Genomic DNA, 22,169 nt, shown 5'->3' with positions numbered 1-22,169 from the left:
AGTATTTTCATTTTTCTCCGTTCTTAAAACACTTCATCTATTCGCTGGCAAAAGGGTGGAAGGTGATGATGTTTTTATGAAAATCAAATAGTCAAAATCTTCAGAAATCTTGCCTTCTGAGAACTCTATCGGGTTACCTCCTCCTGCGCCAGTTCTTCTATATTCTAATTTGCCCAATAACCATTCGATATCTTTATGCTTATCAGATTTGGCTTTTTTTAGATCAAGAATAAACATCGGTTCCTGTACTTGCTCAAGCAAATATTCCAAGGTTCCGGGGTAAGCTTTTACCGCGTCATAACTAGTAAGGCCTTTTTTGCCAACGGCAGTATAACTTCCATCATAAAAAGAAAATCCAAAAGTTACATAATCATCCTTGAGTTTCTGTGCAAGGCGATCCCCTTGCATTTGGTTTGTTTCCATGATGTGTGCATTATGCGCCCAAATGACAAATTTTGATTGCGGATTTTGCTCTTTTATCCACATAAAGTTGTCTGCCATACACTCGTCGCGCCACGAATAGTTATTCATAGCCAGATATTGCTCAATAATAACGATATTCTGCTGTAACCATGCTTTTTCGGCAGTTTTAAACGAAGATATTTCGACGCTGTTCTTTAAGAATGAGATCATGTCATTGATTTCCTTCTTCGCGCTAGCATCGACGACGATCATACCGCTGTTTTTTTGGGCATTACTTCTTACAACGTCTAGCTGGTTTTTCAGACTGTCTATTTTATCTTTTATTTCCTTATTTTCTTTGAATGCATTTAGAATTTCATTTACAGCTCCTGCGTAAAATTGCATATCGAAACCTGTGAATGTTATGCGTTGTTTTGGCTGGTTAAACCTTCGCATCCATTCGACCATATTCAATACTTCGTCGGTCTGCCAGGTCCAAAAATACATACCTGCAATCAGCTTTTTGGGGTCGCCCTCTCCCCTGACTGTATAATCATTCAGCTTATATGATTCGGGCATATTCGCCTCCATGGAAAACAGATCGAATCCCTTATTTACGGCTAAATATTGGATGATACGGTTCTTCATCTTGAAGATCTCGCTCGAACCATGGGTCACTTCACCCAAAGCAACTACTTTACTGCTACCAATTAATTTATCTAGCGGTTTAAGATCTTTTGTATCGCCACTATCGGGCTCGTATGTTCGTAATGGATAGCTATATTTTTTAAGCGCAGCTAGCTCACTTGGCGAGAGCGACGTTTTGGGAGCAGCCTCTACAATGTCAACAAATTTCTCACCGTTAATATACAATTCGAGGTCGTCGAACCATACAGTTCCTTCTCCTGGAAATAATCCACCAAAAATTATGTTTTTTGCGTCCTTGTTAACATCCATCTTGATGGAAACCTGTGTCCAATTGTTATCCCCTTTCAGTCCCCGGTCTTCCATATTATCGAATCCCAATGTAGCACCATTCTCGCCATCAACCCTAAGCCATAGTCCGGCATAGCCGTTCTTGACACCTTTCGTTTTTACCCAACCTCGATATTCCACGCTTTTACCTGCATAAGTTTCGATGGGAAGTGTGCCTGTATAAACTCCAAAATCTCCATTCAGGTCACCAGTCTTTTCCATTTTTAGACTATATTTTCCAGCGTGGTTTTCTACGCTGTCCAACAAATAGCTGAAACCTTTCCCACCGACAATCCAATATTTGGGCAATGACGTGTTATAGTTTTTGAGTTCAAAGCTCAAGTTCTGACTTTTCTGTGCAAAGCCAACAATGCTAGACAAGCATAATGATGTAAAGGCAATTAGAATTTTTGAAATTCCGTTCATAGGGCTGGTTAGAATTGATAAATTGTAAAAAGCATTATTTCAATATAATTATTTTCTTTAAATTAAAGATACAAAAAAAACTATCCATGTAATGAAAAAAAACACCCTTATACGAGAAAAAAAATGACACAAAAAACTTTTGCCTTTCCGATCTAGTCATTCCGTCCTAAATCCCTCTGTTTTTCCCTTCACTGCCTGGCAATAACTCAGCCTACAGTAGTCCCCTTAACATGATATTGTTAAAAAATGTAAAAACTATTATTTGTATTTAATCTAAATAAACTTATATTTGTCCCGCTTTGAAAAACTTATACTCCTTATAAAGCTGATTGGCAGGAGTATAGTTAAACGATCTAATCATATGTCACTATAAAAAACATACATAACGTTAATAGCATGTTCAAGTCAACCTACATTTTTTTCATCTCGGTATTTTTCCTTACCTCCATAGCACAAGCTCAAACGTCCTTTTCAGGGTATGTGAAAGATGCCTTCGGAAAAGCAATCGAAAGCGCCACCGTTACCGTTGTCGGCACCAACCTCAGCACATCAACTGATATCGATGGGTTTTATAAATTAAAAATTGATTCCAAACAGAACCTTAAAATTGAGGTAACCTCTGTCGGTTATATCACGCAAAGCGTCTCATTGAAAAGTAATGAAACTTACAAAGACTTTCAGCTCAAAAAGGATGACCACATGCTGGAAATTGTCCATGTAAAAGGGCAAACGGAAAACCAAAAAAAAGTCAACGAAATAAAAAGATCAGGATTCAATGTGAGTGTTGTTGACATGAACCGATATGCCAACCAGACCGCCAATGTGAGCCAGATTCTCCGTACAGCTCCCGGCGTGACCTTTCGGGAAGACGGTGGACTGGGTTCCAATTTTGTCTTCCGTATCAATGGTCTTGCCGCCAAGATCTATATCGACGGTGTCCCGATGGATGATTTCGGATCTGCTATGTCTTTAAATAATATCCCGGTTAATTTGGTCGACCGAATAGAAATCTATAAAGGGGTTGTTCCTGCATTTTTAGGATCGGATGCCCTCGGGGGAGCTGTCAACATCATTACCAAACAACGGAATAGACATTTCTTGGATCTTAGCTATAGCTATGGTTCCTTCAATACCCACCAGGCATCTTTAGTCGGGATGTATACCAATCCCAAAAATAAACTATCTGTCCGAACAAATGCTTTTTACAACTATTCGGACAATGACTACAAAATGTATACCGAGGAAAAATACGGTATTGTCTTTGAAAAAGTAGTAAATAATAAATTCGTCCCCATTGATGTGGTGAGGCGCTTCAATGACCGCTATTATTCGTCTATGGCCCAAGTTGAGATTGGCCTCCGCGATAAAAGCTGGGCCGATCAGTTTTTCGTTGGTCTGACCTATTCCGGAAATAATAAACAAAATCAGCTCGGCGCCACGATCAACAAGCCTTATGGTGGCAGCTGGCGAGAATCGGCTTATATCATGCCTACCCTGAGCTATAAAAAGCAAAATTTCATTGTTGACCGGCTATATGCGGATATCTACGCAAACTATGGCTTTGATATCACCCGCAACAGGGATACAGCACAATATAACTATGAATGGACTGGTAATCCGATCAGCAACCCCAATGGTCAGAACAGGCGAAAGGAGGTCTACAACAAACAAAACACCAATAGTGTACTCGGAAGGATAAATCTGAACTATGACTTCGACGAAAGTCGCAACCATAGTTTGAACCTCAACTATAATATCAGCAGCAATTACCGCAAAACCTTTGATAAAATAGCAAACAATAATACCTCAGGTTTGCCCAAAAACATGGTTAAGCATATTGCAGGGCTGGCCTGGCAGAGTCAATGGTTTGACAAGCGTTTGGTCACCAATATTGCGATCAAATACTACGGCATAGATACCGATCAGCAGGTTGATCAGCGCAAATTCGGAGATAATAATGAAATCTTGAGTGGTGCTATTATCACACAATCAAAATATCTAGGCTACAAAGGCTATAGCTTTGCTTCCCGTTACCGGATTTTCAAAGATGGCGGAGTTAAATTCTCTGCCGAGCGGGCTTATAATATGCCCGAAATGATTGCCATGTATGGTGATGATCAAAACTATCTTGCCAATTGGGATCTCAAGCCTGAGCGTAGCGACAACCTCAACACGGGTTTCTATTATAATACATTTTTTAATGAAAACCATTTTATAAATCTTGACGTTTCGGGATTCTACCGCCTGGCAAAAGATTATCAAAATGTACGTATCGTCACAAACGATGAACGCGACAAATTTCAGTACTATAATATTCCGGGCGTAAAAATATATGGTGGAAGTTTCGAATTTCGCTATGGCTATAAAGATATCATCACCGCCGCGTTAAATGGAAGTTATGATAAAGCCATCGACAACCAAAAATATACCAACGAAACCAGTCAGGAGGTTAGCTTGTCCTATGGCTATCAAATACCCAACCGACCTTGGACATACGGCAATCTAGATCTTGGTTTTGCTCAAAATGACTGGTTCAGCAAAGGCAGCCGCACACAATTTAACTGGACAACGCAGTATACCAAATGGTTTTATCTGAGCGATAGCCATCTTGGTTCGCTGGCTTCAAAAAATTACATCCCCACACAGCTTGTTCACTCCTTGCTGGTGAGCTATTCCTGGAACCGCAACAGATACAATATCTCTGCTGAGGCCCGCAACATCTTTGATGAACGCGCCTATGACAACTTTCGTCTCCAAAAGCCCGGAAGAGCATTTTACGTAAAATTTAGAATATCATTACTATAATTCATCAAATACCATCAATAATCATGAAAACAAATAGACTATTTGGCTATTGTGCATTAGCAGGACTGTTATTATCTTCCTGCAAAGATAGCCCGAGCATCCCTGAAGTGACAGAAACCATACCATCGGCGTATTCTGTCTGGGTGGCTACCGCCAATGGATCGTACCTGTTGACGACCGATAAAATCATGAAGGATACCTTATTGTCGCCTGCGAATAACAAAGGGGTTGACATCACGGGCAACCTGCCGCAAGCCCGATATGCAGGTTATGCCTATATTTTTAATGGCTACTATTACTTATCCAATGACGGAACCCGTTTTAGTAAACACCAACTGACAGACAACGGGCAATTCAAAGAAGTCGATAATTATGCTTTCCCAACCGATTTCTATCTGGGGAAAGTTGCAGCCCAGTTTAGCAGCACGGACGAAATTGTTTTTACGGGAACAGGAGCGAGTGACGCAAACCTGGAGAAAAAAGTATTTGAAAAGGACATCTACTTTATGAATACCAAGGATATGACGATCTCAAAAACCTTAAAAGCGCAGATTCCAACGTTAGACTATACCGTTTACAAACCCGATGGCAGTGTTGATCCGACGATACTCAACGTCACCAGTATGCGCATTGGCGGTGGAAAAGCGTATTTTGGTTTCTTCTACTATAACTACGATTACAAACCAGTAGACAAGAAAGCTTACGTCTATATCTGTGATTACCCAAGCATGCAAAACGGTCATGTGATGAGCGACGACAGAGCGAGTTATGTAGCGGGTCACTGGCAAAGAGAGAACTATTCGTTCCTGGATGATAACAATAATCTATATATATTGACCCGTGGTAAAACGGATGGTACCTATGCATTGATGCGTGTCAATAATGGTCAGACTCAATTTGATAAAAACTATCTATTTGACCTAAAAGACTACGCAGTAAAAGGTGGTGACCTTGCTTGGTTGGGTGATGGAAAAGCATACATCAGACCTTATGTGATCGATGTTGCTAATAAAAGAATCGTTGCCAACCTAGCTGAAATGACAGGCGGAGATCCGACGACAACAATCAACCTGATCGAAAATGGTAACCTGTATACTGCTGTAAAAACTACGGCATCAAAATGGTTTATTTACGAGTATAATATCAAGAATAACAGTGTAAAAAAAGGTGCTGAGATTGATCCGGGTGTAACCCAGGTTTATCACATCAATAAATTAAAATAAGATAGATCACACTGTCGGTGTAAAAATCCGCTCCTTGTAGGGAGCGGATTTTTATGTAATTTAAATTGAGGCCTTTAGTCATATTTTCTTCTTCTCGTTTTCACTGCTTCCTTAACAGAAAATAACCGACCACTAACTTCCCGGCATAAACATATTATTAAATAACTGTGGGTAGTTCTTGGGCAGTTCAAAACGCCAGTTATGCATCGGAAAATCATCATTCCGGATCTTGCCATCGGGATCCATCAGGATATACCGCGGTATTCCATTGAATTTAAATAGCTCCCGTAGTGCCAGGTATTCGTCTGACGAAACAATATAACTTTCGAACATATGGTTTTTAACGACATAATCCTTGTAAAAATTCATATCTGGGGTACCACTGCTGTCCGTCACAAAAACAAATACAAGATTGGGATTATCCTTGAGTTTTAATCGTTCCTCTTTCATCCTTTCGATTCCAGCACGGCAGGGGCCACAGGATTCCGCCCAAAAGTCTACAAGAACAACTTTACCACGGTACTTATCCGTCAGCTTTTTAAATACGGTAGCAGATGCAGTCTGCGGCAACGCATAACCATCCATGGTTTTCTTTATTCTGGTCTTTAAAGCCAGCACTTCCCTTTTTAGTTCACTATTGGTCAGAACCGCCAATAGGCTGTTAGAAATCGTCGTCATCCGAGCGGTATCCCCAGCAACTGACAATCTGTTTTTCAAGGTCCGTAGTTTTGCGACTTCAGTAACCAATGTTCCGGCTATCGCTGCATTGGCCTGTCGATTAGATGAATCCAATGCCTGATACATATCCCCTTTTCGCTGATTCATTATTACCTTATTAAATCCATCTAGACGAAACAGCGGAGAGTACTCAAAACGATTGATAAATGTCGAAAATTGCCTAGTAACAAAAAGTGAAGGATCATTCAGATCCAAGCGTTTTATAAAATCAAAATAATCTGCTGGAATCTTTCCTTTAAGGTTCGGACTGGCTGTATCCTGCTTTGCAAAATACCCTCTATACATTTCGGAGTTAAAAAGCTGTGAAGCATAATTGATTGCCACCTCACTCTGGATCAGATGTTTTACTTTCGCCGTATATTTTGATTTCGCCAGACGGCTATTTACATCCCCTTGTACGGAATCCCAAGTGGCTACGATCTGGTCTTTGATCTGTTGTATTGGCTTTTCCGTTAATAGCTTATCGAAATTTCGATAAAATTTCTGTTGGTTGTCCTCCCATTTAAAATCTTTTAGCTGTTGGTTGTCCAATGCAAGTGGCCCACCGTACCGGATTAATTCCATCTTTTTGTCTTGGGAAGTCTTAAAAATCAGGGCTAAGGTTTGACCGGGTTCAATATAATACTTATAAATCTCATCATTAAAATACACATAAGACATTTCCGGATTAGTAGCCAGATAACTGGTCTCAAAACGGCCATCGGGATAAATACGGATTGCCGCTGGATACTGCTCCGTGGTCAATTGATTACCACTGTAGATAATACCACTTGCAAAACCAAGCTTAGAACTATAACCTTCAATATAACCAATAATACGCACAGTATCTGGTCTAAAAAAATTTTTATCATAGTTTTTTAGTACTGTTTTGATCTTCGCCTTAGCGAGTTCCTGCTTCATCCAACCATCGGGATCAATGGTTGCTGTTTTTTTCGAAGATGTTTGCGCCACTGCAAACGAAAAATTCAAAAAAATAAAAAAGACTATGAGTGGATATTTCATAACTAATGGCTTTTAATCCCTTTAAGTTAAGCATTTTACACCAAACAAACCAAAAGTTTCAAGGATACAACCCTTAAAATGTGACGGATAACCCGATTCCTCTCTCCTAAGAACTACTTTTTCATTTTCTTTGGGACAATTCGCTCGCTCAGCCGTCATATAGTATATAGACTTAATTTTTTATTTATGTGGGCTTTCACCTTTTTATTTGTAGCCGATATTGTGCTGTGGCAGTTGCTCGCTGTTCTGGAATTTATGCTAAAAATCTATTCGCTATATATGCTTTTCAAACACCGCGAACGGAACCGGCCTTTTCTGCTTCCGTCTTTTTTAATGATTGTCCTTGTACCGCTATTCGGTAGCCTGATTTTCCTTTTTACAACTAAGGTCAAGAACAATAGTAATTTAACCTAGACAAATCATCTGGTCTTTTGAAGACTGACTAATACACTGACCAACATGAAACTAGGCATCTACCCTCACCTATTCAGATAGATCTTTTAAAGACTGCAGCAGCAGCTCAATAGCATCAAAAGCGAAACAATTAAAGTTTTTGGATCTATCTGAAGAACAGAAATTTTATTTCGTCTTTTTTAAGACAATTTTCAATTTCGATTGTCTATATATAGAACTTATAAACTTAATTAGCATGAAAACAAAATTCCTTATTATCATTCCAATGGTTATGGCAATTTTTTGGAGTATTTCCGGTTGTCAGAAACCGACTGGAGAACTTGCACCTACGGATCTCGCAGGAGAAAAATTGGCAAAAAAAGCGATCGTAAATGCGACTGACACAACCGTTAAAACATTTTCAAAAGAACCTGTAGCAAATGCTGCTGTAGTGGCAAAGAAATTTAAATTTCCGAGCTCGAGTACCGATGTCAAAAAAATTCTCATGCATGTTTACTTGACCTGTCCGTCGGGGGGCTGCCCTCCCTGGGATGTCTATGCCAATGTCCGATTGATGAAAAGCAATGGTGACGACAACAAGACCTACGGTTATGAATTGGGACGATGGATTACGCCTTACGGGAAAGATAATACAAGTATCCCTGGTGGCTGGGTCATCGATGTAACAGATTTTCGGTCACTACTTATCGGAGATGTTACCTTAGAAACACGAGCGGAAGTATGGAGCGGTACATGGGAAGTTTCCATAGATTTCGAGTTTCAGAGGGGAACGCCAACCTATAAATATAGTGCTGTCGTCCCGATCATGCAATACAACGACTGGTCCTGGACTGGAATTAACTTTGGCAAAGGTACAGTGACAGCAAATAACTACAACGGAAAACAAACGGGCTTTAACATCAGTGGCATGCCTTCAAATGTTGAGCGTACTTCATTCAGAAGCATTATTTCGGGATGGGGTCAAGCCTATCCTGCCGCTCCAGGTGGCCGAAGATTCGCTGAATGGGCGTTTCGCAAACATGGAATCAGTATCGATGACAGCCCAACTTTTGTACATGATATGAATGGGCTTGGATGTGCTGTGAATCCTAAAGTTGTCAAAAACCAAGCTGGGAACTGGACACCTGACAGAGCGGGCTGGTGTCCTGGTCTAGAAGTACCTGTGCGCACAAATGTATTGGCATCACCAAAAGCTGGTGGCTCTTTCAACTTCAATTATGTACTCCAGGAAGATCAGTGGAATCCAAATAATCTAACCGAAAAATGGCGGGATAACGGCGTTGACACTGGTGGTGCTTATTATGCCCTCTCTACCTATATGATCATCGAAAGTAATTCTCCGATAAGCGGGTCACCTGTCGTGAGCAATAGACCTTAATCGTTCGATAAAAACTGTAGATACTAAAAATGGAGTGTAAAGAAAATTACACTCCATTTTACCTTTACTATTTACATCGTTTACTTGGTTTCCTATTCATTAGACCAATTCGTGTTTGCGGGATTTAATGTCTGGATCATCTCTCGATAGTACTTATACCTCTTCTGTTCGTCAGAATTAAATGCTAGGTACCGAAACATCCATCTTAGCAAAAAAACCGCCCCATAATTACTTATAAGGCGGCCTCCTGAACTAACCTTAATCATAATTCTTTGATCAATACCCTGGATTCTGTACCAGATTGGTATTGTTTAAGATATCAGTAGAAGGAATCGGAAACAACAGTTCTCGTTCCCGTAACACCGGACCATAGGAGAATTTATGACCAACATAATCGTCAAACTTCTTTGTGCTTAGATTAAAGGCTTTACGCAATCTTACCATATCAAACCAAGTTTTATTCTCATAACAGAGTTCATACCAGCGTTCGCGCCAAACTGCTTCCCTAAAATCATTTGCAGACAATCCGCTAAGCGGAGTCAGCGTAGCACGCTTCCGAATTGCATTGACTGCCTCATAGGCTTTTTCACTTGGTCCTCCAACTTCATTGATGGCTTCGGCATAGGTAAGAAGGACGTCGGCATATCGGATCAATCCATAGTTAAGATCGCTATTGGCACCGGTGGTCTGTGCTGCCACATCGAAAAGCTTATAGATAAAATAACCACCTAAATCGACAGTTTTCGTCCGGTCTTTCTCATCTGTAAATTTGGTAAAAAAGAACTGCTTTTCTTTTGTACGTAGATCATTGGCTTCGAAGGTCTTTACAAAATCAGGGTTGGCGTATATCCCTCCAGTCTCAGCAGAATAGGCCGAAATCCCTTTGTTATAAGGAATAATCAGTTCCTGCCAATTGCCTGGAATTACACCTGTCTTGAATTGGATCATAAAGATATGTTCCTCCGTATTTTTCTTTGCTGGCGTGTGCAAATCTTCGTAGCTGGCAAACAGTTTAAATTGCTTGGAATCGATCACCTCGGCAGCTTTCTGGGCTGCAAGCGTGTAGTACTCTTTTCCCTTTTGCAGCGGAAAGCCCGCCATCGTCAAATAAACATTGGCCAACAACGACTTTGCGGCTCCCAAACTGGCCCGACCTTCGGGACTAGTCCACGAAAGCCCCGCAGCTTCGGCTTGCTTTAAATCTTCGACAATTTGGGTATACACTTCCTCCGTCTTGGCTTGTTTTGGTTTAAAATTGGGATCTGTGGTGGAAAGTACCGGCTCGGTTAACAATGGAATATTCCCAAATAATCGAACCAATGTAAAGTAATACCAAGCACGCATAAAACGCGCTTCACCCAAAAGACGTTTCTTTGTCACCGCATCCATGGTGATCCCCGGGATCTTGGCAATTGCGAGATTGGCATTTGCTATGCCTGTATAATAGTTGCCCCAATAATTGGTTCCATAGCCATTTTCGGAGGTATTACGAAGATCCTTCACATAATAGCTATCTACGGCCTGTCCAAGATCGGTATTGGCTAATCCCGTCGCAAACTCCGTCATGGTCCAGGCACCACCACCAAACCCACTTCCAGTAATTTCACGAAGTGAGGGATAGGTCGCATCTACTGCGGCTTGGGCATGTTCCGGTTTGGTATAATAGGTGTCAATCGTATAATTGGAAGGGTTGGATTCATCCAAAAATTTGTTACAACCTGAAAATAAAGAAAAGCAGGTCATCGCTCCGACGACCAAATACAGGTATTTTATATATATTGGTTTCATCTGTCTAAATTTTAATTTTCTTAACGTTTATTCATGTAATTCACTCCCCCTAAAAAGTCACATTCAAGCCCAGCATAAATGTCCGTGGTCTAGGATAGTCATACAAAGCAAATCCTTGCTCCAAAGGAGAACTCGAATTGGACACCTCGGGATCATAGCCTTTGTACTTGGTCGCAACAAAGAAATTCTGTACTGAGCCATAAAAACGAACACGTTCAAGTTTCCATCGGTTAACAAGATCTTTGGGTAAATTATAAGATAAAAGCAAATTGCGTCCACGTATAAATGATGCGTCAGTAATCTTGTGACTGTCATTGAATGTGTCATAATAGGCATTGTTTGGTCTTACCTGTGCAATTGCTGTATTTTGATTGGTTTCAGTCCAGGCATTTAACACGGTTTTATAACTATTCGCCATGCCCTGTCTGTCTTCTAAAGAATGAAGACTCCGGTCCAATACATCATTACCGTACATATATTGTAGATCTACTGAAAGAGACCAGTCTTTATAGGTGAATGTATTGATAAAACTACCATAACCTTTTGGTGTACCGTAACCGATAATCGTGCGGTCATTATCATTGATGACATCATCGCCATTGAGATCGCGATATTTAATATCTCCCGGCAATCGACCATATTTTTTGGCCAATTCAGCTTCCCCAGTTCCATAGGTCCCTTCAGCAATACGGCCAAAGAATGCGCCGATTGGTTCGCCAACACGAATCACCGTATTACCGGCATAGAGATCACTTCCTCCCGCCAAAGCCAGCACTTTGTTTTTGTTGACCGAAATATTAAAATTGGTACTCCATGTAAAATTTTCGTTCTTCACATTGACTGTATTCAAAGAGAATTCTATTCCTTTATTTTCCATACTCCCTATGTTGGTGAAGACACTGCGGTAACCGGAAGTATAGGGTATTGTTGCATTGAGCAGCATATTATCTACTTTCCGGCGATAAAGATCTAATTCTACAGCAATCCGGTTTTGAAATAACCCAAGTTCCAATCCAAAATCAATCTGCTGAGTTTTTTCCCATTTGAGGTCAGGATTAGCAATGGTGCCAACGCCTACACCATTCACTCGAGCACCACTAAAAATAACACCATAGTTATTCATTCCCGGCTCGGCGCGATAAGCCGGGATTTCAGAATTGCCGGTATAGCCGATGCTGGTCCTTACTTTTAGATTGGATATGAAAGCATGATCTTTCAAAAACTCCTCTTCATTGACTTTCCATGCCAATGCTGCCGAAGGGAAAAAGGCATAGCGATTATTTTTACCGAATTTGGACGAACCATCTGTACGCCCAGTCAGGGTCAATAGATATCGATCTTTAAGGGTATAATTAATACGTGCAAAATAGGAATTCAGACCATAAGCATTGGCCGAAGAACCGGGTTGTAAGGCTGTTGCTGCAGCACCGAGGTTGTTATATTTGAAAAAATCATCGACATAACCTTCCGAATTGGCAACACTCCCAAAATAATCAACATGCTGCCAGGAAAGACCAGCCATGACGTTGATCGCATGTATGTCGGCGAAAGTCTTATTATAGGTCAGGTAGTTTTCAAACTGCCAGGAGTTATACCGATCATTGGTCACTGAGGCATTACCATTATCGGAGATATATTTCATCCCCTTGGCCGCAAAATAATCCGTGCGCTGGTTAATAATATTGGTTCCAAGCACCGAGCGTAGCTCCAATCCCTCAGCCAATTTAAATGTCGCAAACACATTGCCCAGCATCGTTTGGGTGCGTAGGTAATAAAGTCTATCATCTGCTACCCGAACCGGATTATCGCCACCTTCCATGCCCGGATAATCCTTATTCGCAGCCCAGGTGCCATCGGGATAACGAACCGGAATAATCGGAATCGCTTCCAATACCTGCCGCATGGTTACAATACCGCCACCGTTTAACTCATCCACTTGTTTTTCGGTCTGGTCTGTATAACTTAGATTTCCACCTACCTTTAGCCAGCTTTTGATATTGGACTCGGCTGTAAAACGACCCGAATACCGTTTTTGGGACGAACCATAAATAATTCCATTTTCATTGCGATAATTCAGAAAAATCCCGTAGTTGCCCTGTTCATTGCCGTTAGTAAAGCCTAATTGATGATTTTGTGTAAATGCTTTTTTAAACATCACATCCTGCCAGTCGGTATCGTACAAGGGATTACCATTTTTGTCAAATAAGCGCGGATCGGTTCTTTTGGTCCGCGGATCGGTATATTTGTCCCCATTGGCCCAGCCTACGGGATCGTACTTCTGCGCATTTTTATAAATTTCCTCTTCAACACGTAAAAATTCCGCTGAATTAAGTACAGGTAGCTTCTTTGGTGCCACACCAACACTGAAATAAGGTTCGTAGTTCACCTTACCGCCGCCAGCCGTTCCCCGTTTGGTGGTCACAAGAATGACACCATTGGCTCCCCTAGCACCATAGATAGCCGTTGAAGAAGCATCTTTCAGTACATCAATGGACTCAATTTCGTTTGGATTGATGTAATCAATCGGTGAACTACCATTCGCCATTCCTGTTGTATTTAAGATCACCCCATCTACCACATACAGTGGGTTATTGGAGACACTGATGGAGCTGATACCACGAATCCGGATATTGGCCCGCCCACCGGGTCGTCCTGAATTGGAGGATACATTGACCCCGGAAATACGGCCTGATAATGCCTGGTTAAGGGAAGATGAAGGCCGTTCCTGCAAAACATCGCCCTTCACACTACCTACCGCACCCGTCAAATCGGTTTTCCGTCTACTTCCGTAGCCAATCACAACAACATCTTCGATCACATTATTGGATTGTTTCAATACAATACGTATGTTGCTTTTCCCTGCAATAGCTACGGTTGCCATGTCGTATCCAACAAAAGATACCAATAATGTATCTGTGGGGGCTGTCTTCAACGTAAATGTGCCCTTTTCATCCGTTTTTGTCCCTGCAGGGTTAGCACTATTTTTAATGCTGACTGATGCACCAGGAATGGGTGCTCCCTGCTCATTTGAAACCGCTCCTGAAACCGTATGCGTCTGCGCAAAGGCTTGGAAGCATAGCGAGAAAAGCAATAACATGCATCCCACTATTTTTCGAATAGTTTTGATCATAATTTTTGTTTTATAAATGTGTTTTAATTTGTACAAGATCTTAAGCAAATACTGCCCTTAGATGAAGGTAGTACATAGACGGAGGGTCTTTCGCTATGGGCTGATACCAAAAATTGAAGGCATGGGATTGCCTCCTTGTAACATAGATTTTTCTCATTGTCATATCTTTTAGATTTATAAAAAATTTGAGTTCCTCATCATTAATGCTCACCCTCCGCAATGCGAGTTGGCTATCATTAATCTTAACGCCCTCTTAAATTAGTAGAGACGGTTGGTTTAGTGATTTGTCCCAAGAATTTTACAAATATTTAGCCATATTGTTTTCGTCGGACCGAAACAAAAAAAAGGATGTCAATTATAAGTTGACATCCTTCTCAATGCTAATTTATTCCATTTACTCTTCTATTTCATACCCTAAAGGATATGATACGCTGGCGATTACTATTAAACAAGTTTTTCCCTTCCGTTCCCTTCGCAAACACGCCTCTATAATATGACGGTCGAAACGTCGAATTGTCCCGAAGAAAATGAAATTTCTTTAAAATATACTAATATTGCAGTTCCAGTACTGGTCTGTTTGCCGCAGCTTCCTTGCTACTAAATGCCATATCATTGGTTGACGAAACAGCTCCGGTGTTCAGAAATAGAAACGATACTTTACGATCTGTACCCGTCAGCTGTCTGTTGATGGCATTGGTAACATCAATGCTTTGAAGACCCACGCCCGAAACAACGATCTTCCCGGCCGATACGGTGTCCATCGGTGCATTATTCCAGTTAATGGTATTTTCCAGCCAGGAGCTGGTACTTGTCGTATAGATATTAATTGTACGCTGCGGTGCTGTATTGACGCCACTGACATACATTTTTAAAACCGCCGAACTTACTTTTGGCCGCGTAACTGCGGCGATATCAAATTTGACATACGATTTGCGCGCATAAGATACCGCATCAGATTTTACGATCAGATCCGGCAATGTACCATAATTGGTACCAGCATAGGTACCATTGCGCACATAGGCATCGGCAAGACTACTGCCGGCCTGTGAAATTACTGTGTGTTGAAAAGCACCGACATCTGGATTGCCCGCTGGTAAAACATTGCCGACAAAATCTTTTCCGCCATTGCCCGCAATCAATATCCCCGCATTGCGCACTGGGGAATTGGGATCAACATCATAGCCCTTCGCAACATCAAAACCCGTTCCGGTAGCCGGATTTAAGAAAGCAGGATCTGTATAAAAATTATTGCTCAATGGTGCGGTTCCCCAGTTGAATGCCGTAAAGACATTGCCGGGGTAAAGGTTATTGTTATTAAATCTTGTCTGGGTTGTTAAGGGAATAGATGCGCCAGCATCATTGCGGGCCAAAACCAAACCCGTGGCCGAAGGTGCCACATAAAAAATATTATTTGAATAGGTTCCGTATGGCGCACTATGGAAGATGGTACCTCCCGGATTCTTAATGTAGAATACATTGTTATAAATCTGGTGATTGCGGTTTGTGCTACCGTTGAAAAGAAATAGTTTTTTCTTACCGGTCGTCCCGATATCATTGACACTGACATTATAGCGTACAGTAATATTCTGCGAATTGTACATAAACAGCATAAAGCCGCCGTTGTTGTCATGGGAATAGTTGTATTCAAAAATATCCCCATTGGTCGGGGAATTGGCATCGTAGCCATCGGCATCAAAGGCCATACCGTCATTGGCTCCACCACCGGTCAATCCATATACCTCATTATACGCAACGACTGTGTTTTTGCTCTTTACGGTCCAGATACCAGCATAATTATAATTGGTTGTATTCATACAGGCTTTATAGACCGTATTATGGGTAATCTTACAGCCGCCTGTCGCCCCGGCCATAATAATACCATCGCCGTAGATATATTCCAGCAGATTATCGTCAAAAAGTACATTTGTCGCTGTGCCGGTGGTGCGTATACCCGTGACAGAAGAGTTGGCTATATGGCAGCTTTGTACTAAAACATTACTCACCGTGCCATCAATAATAATACCACCGGTCGCTTTCACAAAATTTGGCTTGCCATCAAATGCGGCATTGACATCGTGGATATAACAATTCTTGATAGCAATATCGGTACCACCATTGACCCGGATTCCTGTTGCCGCATAACTGGTTCCACTGGGCACGGTATTGGTCAGTTCCAGGTTATTCACTTCAATATAAGATACCTTATTTAAAAATAGGGTATTGGAACCATTTCTTTTCCCACCACCGTGGATGACCGGTCGCACCTCACCATCATATTTGTCAAGCACAATCGCAGCCCCGCTGGCTCCAGAACTTTTGATATGCAGGGTGTCATTCCATACGCCGCCACTCTTGAAAAGGATCCTGTCCCCCGGACTGAACACTGAGGCATTAATTTTCGCGAGGGTCTTCCATGCGGATCCGGCACTTGTGCCGACACTGTCATCGCTCCCGGATGGGTCGACATAGTAGGTTGTGCCCGATGCCGTGCCATTGGCGAACGCCTTTGCTTTAAGTACATCATTTGCAACGAGTTTGTCGGATTCCTTGCAGCTCAACAAGCCCAGCAAGGCAATTGAAATCAGGATAATAATTTGTTTCATAATTTTGGTTTAAACTTTTATCGTAAAGGTTATTCATTAACACTTAGTACATAACATATAAAATCAAAAATTGTCCTGAACTATTTTCAAAAATTATATATTTTCTTTACTGAACCCTCAGCTTTACTGTCATTCATCCCATGATTGAGGCCCCTATTGCCGCCAATACTTTATTTTCAGTCCATAAGTGAAAATAATTTTAGCGGACAGACAAAAGCGCTTTGTAAATAAAGCCGAAACACGCTACTTTTACGGTAGGTAAAAGCGAGAATATGAATTTTATTGACGACATCCATCCCATCCTATTTTCCATTATTGTGGGTGGCATTATTGGGCTTGAACGGGAGTACCAGCTGAAATCAGCGGGGTTGCGGACCATGATATTGGTTACCTTGGGATCCTGTATGTTTACGATGCTCTCCTTGAGTCTGGGTGGACCGGGAAGTCCCGACCGTATCGCTGCCAATATAATTACGGGAATAGGTTTTGTAGGCGCAGGTGTCATCTTTAAAGAGGAAAACCGTGTATCGGGTCTTACCACAGCGGTCACGATCTGGATCTGTGCATCACTGGGCATGACCATTGGTGCGGGTTACTACAAAGAAGCAACAATTGGCTCCATTGCCGTGTTCCTAATGCTTATTGTCTTTAAATACATTCAGAACATTATCGACCGGATCAGTATGCGCTATACCTATGAAATTACACTTCCATATGATGAGGCTGTTCTGACCAAATATGAAGGGATCTTTAGGCAACATTCCCTAAAAGCAAAACGTGGCAAACAGATCCGACGTGGTGGGAAATATACCGTCATCTGGTATGTACAGGGCACGACCCAGAATCATGAAAATTGTGCAAAGCTGTTATTTAATGATCCGACAATCGACGAGTTTAAATTCTAAGTCTTTTACCCCTCCTGACTTTGGCGAGGCTATTGATTTTAGAAGTGAGGTACTAACGTTATTCTTTCCTATCTATAACTTATTAGCCAAGCAATAATTTTCTTCAACAATACTATTTTCGGAAGACGAATATGAAATAAAAATGAGGTTGTCACTTCACACTTTAGACAACCTCATTTTATTATTGTACCAGGCTATTAATCATACAGTAGATGACTTACTAAAGTTGCAAATTCAATTCCTGCTGTTGCTGATTTCTAAAGACATTAACTTTTGGTTGATCGGCGTGGACATGTTTTTTAATCGCTTGCTGAAGATCTGTTAATTTATCTGTCTTCTCACCTTGATAGTTTAGCACCACATCGCCTGTCCGCAAACCGCTTTTATAGAGTGTACTCTTTTCATCCAATTGAAGGACCAATACACCAGCGATCGATGGCAGACCTGCCGCTGATTGTTCGCCCAATGTTTCAACAGTCTTAAATTGTCCGCCTTTCCAAGCCCACTTCACGCCCTGCTCTTTTGTGTCTTTTTGAATCAGCTCCGGTATCTCAGGGCTGGCAGCGAGGCTTTTCAATCTTTTGCTGGTCACACCAAAATGCAACATATCAAAATTTTTGAAACCTTGGTCTTTCCAGTTCTTCAACCGAAAATCGCCTAGAGCAGGTGCGACAAAACTCATTGCAACAACACGCCCATGTTTTTCTATGCCTTTGGCCTGATCTTTTTGAAGATCTTCTTGTCGTGCGTAAATATTGTAATCCACCTCATCGCCCCAATACTTCACCTGAATATCTTGATGAGCATGCATCACAATATTATTGCGAAAGACATCATGGCTATTTTGGAACCAGACATGGGGATGAAAACCATTGTTGAGCATCACATTGTTATATACTTTGCGGTAAAAGCCCTCCCTCAATTTCAACCCGCCACTTAAACACAAGTTATTGTATATTTCATAGTTGGAGGATCCATCATCCAGATCAATGTCCCATCCGTGATCACAGCGAAAACGGTTGTCGTGAATTTTGGTTGTTTTGACCGCATCCAGTAAGATCAAGCTTGGGTGAGCTGCTGTCAGCTGATCCATCTTGTTTCTATCGGGATGCCAAAAACGATCACGTCCCCAGGAATTAAACGCGCCATGGTCGCTGGTTTCCAGCACGGTGCTAAAAACATCATTGTAAGCGATCTCATGACCGCCCCAGGTACCGTCACCTACATTGATCCCTGCGCGGGGTACATTGTAAATTGTATTGTGCAAAATACGCAAAGACTCTGCCATAGACACTTGTACACCTGCCACTTGTTTTTCGATCAGACCGATGCTGTGGATCAAATTGTCACTGGCTTCACAATCCATGGGGTAATTATTACTTTTAGGACCTTTGAGGGTGTCCATCTGATCGAGTGGAACAAATTTTTCATAGCGAAACGCTGGTGAACGTACAGCCTCGGGATCACCTACAAAGTTGATGGCACCGGCACCGATCTGTTCGATACGATTACCACTAACTTTAACTCCACGGTTGTAATTGTTAACGAAGATCGCATTTCCACCCAATTCGATAAAATCATTGGCACGAAGGATACAGTTTTCAGCACCTTCGATCTTCACTGCTCCTTGACGATAGATGGTCCAGTCGCTACGCAACAAAGGTTCGGCTGTTTTCATAAACGTAGGTGCAGTATGCATAAAGCGGATACCGCTGACTTCGATATCGTGCACTGGATTGTTGGCAGATCCAGCAATTGTAATCAAATTTTCCAGCTGTGGTGCTACAAATTTCAATTGATTGGGGTCTTTACCTTTAGATGGCATGTAATACAGCGTCGCTGTCCCCTCATCCAAATACCATTCTTGTGCACTGTCAAGTTCTTCAACTATATTCTCGACATAGCGGTAGGTTTCATGCATTGGGCTTGGCCGGTTATTTTGCTCTCCGCCTTCCAATGTTACCTTTGATGCTCCATCTTTTCCGGTAATACGGTAATGGAATCCACCCCAGCGACCTGAATGTAAAGCATGTACAATACCTCCTGTCGGATTTTTCCAGGTGGCAACGCGTTCTGGACTCAGTGCGTCGGCAGCGTAGCCCTGAAAGGGTAGTACGGAGGCGTCATAATTTGGATACCGTGCACGGATCAAGTGTGCATCATTGGCATATAAACTTTGGAAACTCGTTCCCGCTGGAACTTTGGCTTTCCAGATCCCTTTATCTCCCTGCTCCCATTTCAGATCAAGCGGTTTAGCTCCACTGAAGATAACTTGATTTCCGTCTGCGGCTTTGATCCGCAATGGTAGTTTCTTTGTACCTGAAAGTGCCGCTGATAATTGAATCGGTTTGTCAAGATAATAAGTGCCACCAGTAAAAATAATTTCAATTCCAGTTGTCGCTTTTCCCTGTTTGGATTTTTCAACGGCACGCAAGGCTGCCTCGGCGGTAGCAAACGGCCGCGCTACCGTTCCCGGATTTTGGTCATTGCCCTTTGTACTTACGTAAACTCGCTTGATCGCACCAGACTGTTGCCCTTGTGCAGCAAAAACAGGTACACAGCTCATACCAATAAACAATAATTTGGGTACTAGACTTGGTTTTATCTTCATAATTTCAATATTTCATTTGGTTATCGTTCGGTCAATTTTAGCTTCTTATTATAATTCAATTTCAACCTCTTACTATATTAACCTCTTATTCTACACGACGACTAATAAACGAATTTGTCCCTACAAATCCGTTTATTTTAGTTGTTTTATTTTTCAGAGGCCCATAAAACTGCGGCCCCTTTTATTTAATTTGCTCTAATCTCCCTTGATCTCTTTTTAACTATTCATTTTTCAGGGGCTCGCTTTTCTTTTGGGACAGTTTGTTGTTTCATACTCTTTCTAGTTGTCCAATTAATTTGCACTTTTTCTGCCCCTAGTCAAATATTGTTATTTATATAAGGGATTCTGTGGTATATTATTGTTAGTCACTTCGGTGGTCGGAATCAGCCAGGTCTGGTTGTATGGTCCGACCGGAACGTTCAGCGAGGCTCCCCGTTGTTTCTGAATACGGTCAAATGTATTGGTTCGCTTCATAATCGTCCAAGACTGTCCCTCCTCATGCAATTCCCAATCAAACTCTCTCCAAACTGCCTGTTGGAATTGTTCCTTGGATAATCCACTCAAATCAGGTACTTGTGTGGGATCATTTTTATCCATACGTGCTCTTTTACGAATAGCATTAATATACCTATAGGCATTTGCAGGACCATTGATTGCATTTTCGGCTTCAGCGGCAATGAGGTACATCTCCGCTAGACGTATAATGGGAACAGTATATGGAATACTTGCCTGTGAGGGTAAATCTCCTCGATTGATAGAGACGGTATCCACAAATTTCTGAAAAAATGGGCGATCCAGAACCTTTTTATCAGGCTTGATGTAGTTGCTGATGATCCCCCAGGAAAAACGGCGATCACCTTTTGAAAAACTCGCCATAAAATTGTTTGATGGAACAAGGGTCGGATTATAACCAGGAGAAGTATTGGATGAACCGTTCAAGAAATTGGAACCACGACCTGGTTCATATAACTTCTCCCAAATGGATTCGCTGGTATACTTCGTATTGTGAAATACCTGCGCATAATCATCCATAAGTTTGTATTTTCCGGAGTTGATCACTGCTGTAGACTTTTGTAGCGCATCTTTATAATATTGGGTCTGCTTGAGCGGATTGCCGGCCATAGTCAGGTATACGCGTGCCAGAAGTGCAGTAGCCACGTTTTTATCCACCCGTCCCTGCTGTGCGGCTTTGTCAGGCAGATTCTGCTCAGCGTACAGTAAATCTTTTAACACCTGCTCGTAAACCTGAGCCTGTCCAGTTCGGGGCAATCTAAGACTGTTGTAATCTTGAGGAATCTTCAATGGTAACGGAACATCACCAAACAATTGTACCAGATTAAAGAAAGCATACCCCCGCAAGAAGCTGGCCTCGGCAATTAATTGTGCCTTTTTACTATCATCCAATGGCGCATTGGGAAGATATTGCAAAATAAAATTAGCATTCTTAATCACTGCATAGGGTGTATTCCATGCACCACCTGCATTGTAATAATCAGGTGTAGGTTGATTATTATAAATTGGCAAGGCTTGTTCGGCTGATGCAGAAGGTGTTGCATAGAGATCGGTAATCATCTCATGCGTATATACTACATACAGTGGAAAATCAGCGTAGATACCTGTTACTGCTGATTCATAGCTGCTCGGGTTCTTAAAAAATTCATCCGGTGAAATCACCGTCTTTGGCGTCTCTTGCAAGGATTTTTCACAGCTCTGTAACAGACCGGCTGCCAACAGAACGCAAAGGATATAATTTGATTTCATAATTGCTC

Annotated in this window: 11 protein-coding genes; 4 read left to right on the top strand and 7 right to left on the bottom strand. The window is 41.7% G+C overall.

The features are described from left to right. Positions 1-33 precede the first annotated feature (33 nt). Positions 34-1,803 (bottom strand): erythromycin esterase family protein, encoded by a 1,770-nt coding sequence (locus DFQ12_RS12200; RefSeq protein WP_120259351.1) that lies wholly within the window; start codon positions 1,801-1,803, stop codon positions 34-36. Positions 1,804-2,199: 396 nt separating this feature from the next. Between DFQ12_RS12200 and DFQ12_RS12195 the strand changes: the two genes are divergently transcribed. Further along, on the top strand, positions 2,200-4,608 hold the full coding sequence (locus DFQ12_RS12195; protein ID WP_120259350.1) for a TonB-dependent receptor: 2,409 nt from the start codon (positions 2,200-2,202) through the stop codon (positions 4,606-4,608). Between the two features lie 23 nt (positions 4,609-4,631). Continuing rightward, entirely contained in the window at positions 4,632-5,831 is a 1,200-nt protein-coding gene (locus DFQ12_RS12190; RefSeq protein WP_120259349.1) for a hypothetical protein, read from the top strand. A 132-nt stretch (positions 5,832-5,963) separates the two neighbouring features. On the opposite strand, the gene DFQ12_RS12185 is transcribed toward DFQ12_RS12190, so the two are convergent. After that, positions 5,964-7,571 (bottom strand): TlpA family protein disulfide reductase, encoded by a 1,608-nt coding sequence (locus DFQ12_RS12185; RefSeq protein WP_120259348.1) that lies wholly within the window; start codon positions 7,569-7,571, stop codon positions 5,964-5,966. Between the two features lie 649 nt (positions 7,572-8,220). Between DFQ12_RS12185 and DFQ12_RS12175 the strand changes: the two genes are divergently transcribed. Next, a complete protein-coding gene (locus DFQ12_RS12175; RefSeq protein ID WP_120259346.1) occupies positions 8,221-9,363 on the top strand; it encodes a peptide-N-glycosidase F-related protein in 1,143 nt (380 codons plus the stop codon). Positions 9,364-9,639: 276 nt separating this feature from the next. On the opposite strand, the gene DFQ12_RS12170 is transcribed toward DFQ12_RS12175, so the two are convergent. The 3 genes from DFQ12_RS12170 to DFQ12_RS12160 form a co-directional block, all read right to left on the bottom strand. Beyond that, positions 9,640-11,151, bottom strand: a complete 1,512-nt coding sequence (locus DFQ12_RS12170; RefSeq protein ID WP_208642544.1) for a RagB/SusD family nutrient uptake outer membrane protein — start codon at positions 11,149-11,151, stop codon at positions 9,640-9,642. A 49-nt stretch (positions 11,152-11,200) separates the two neighbouring features. Next, positions 11,201-14,281 (bottom strand): SusC/RagA family TonB-linked outer membrane protein, encoded by a 3,081-nt coding sequence (locus DFQ12_RS12165; RefSeq protein ID WP_120259345.1) that lies wholly within the window; start codon positions 14,279-14,281, stop codon positions 11,201-11,203. 548 nt (positions 14,282-14,829) lie between these two features. Then, positions 14,830-16,884: a CBM96 family carbohydrate-binding protein gene (locus tag DFQ12_RS12160; protein WP_120259344.1), complete on the bottom strand. Its 2,055-nt coding sequence runs from the start codon at positions 16,882-16,884 to the stop codon at positions 14,830-14,832. Positions 16,885-17,156: 272 nt separating this feature from the next. On the opposite strand from DFQ12_RS12160, the gene DFQ12_RS12155 reads away from it, so the two are divergent. Beyond that, positions 17,157-17,789, top strand: a complete 633-nt coding sequence (locus DFQ12_RS12155; RefSeq protein WP_120259343.1) for an MgtC/SapB family protein — start codon at positions 17,157-17,159, stop codon at positions 17,787-17,789. Between the two features lie 220 nt (positions 17,790-18,009). Here DFQ12_RS12155 and DFQ12_RS12150 read toward each other — a convergent pair whose 3' ends face one another. Both DFQ12_RS12150 and DFQ12_RS12145 read right to left on the bottom strand, forming a co-directional pair. Beyond that, complete coding sequence (locus DFQ12_RS12150; RefSeq protein ID WP_120259342.1) at positions 18,010-20,400, bottom strand: PDZ domain-containing protein; 2,391 nt, start codon at positions 20,398-20,400, stop codon at positions 18,010-18,012. Between the two features lie 327 nt (positions 20,401-20,727). Next, positions 20,728-22,161: a RagB/SusD family nutrient uptake outer membrane protein gene (locus DFQ12_RS12145; protein ID WP_120259341.1), complete on the bottom strand. Its 1,434-nt coding sequence runs from the start codon at positions 22,159-22,161 to the stop codon at positions 20,728-20,730. Between the last annotated feature and the right edge of the window lie 8 nt (positions 22,162-22,169).

The sequence above is a fragment of the Sphingobacterium detergens genome (assembly GCF_003610355.1).
In the GTDB taxonomy this organism is placed as follows: Bacteria; Bacteroidota; Bacteroidia; order Sphingobacteriales; family Sphingobacteriaceae; genus Sphingobacterium; species Sphingobacterium detergens.
Note: the sequence above shows the minus strand (reverse complement) of the source record. Positions and strands in the feature narration are given on the sequence as shown.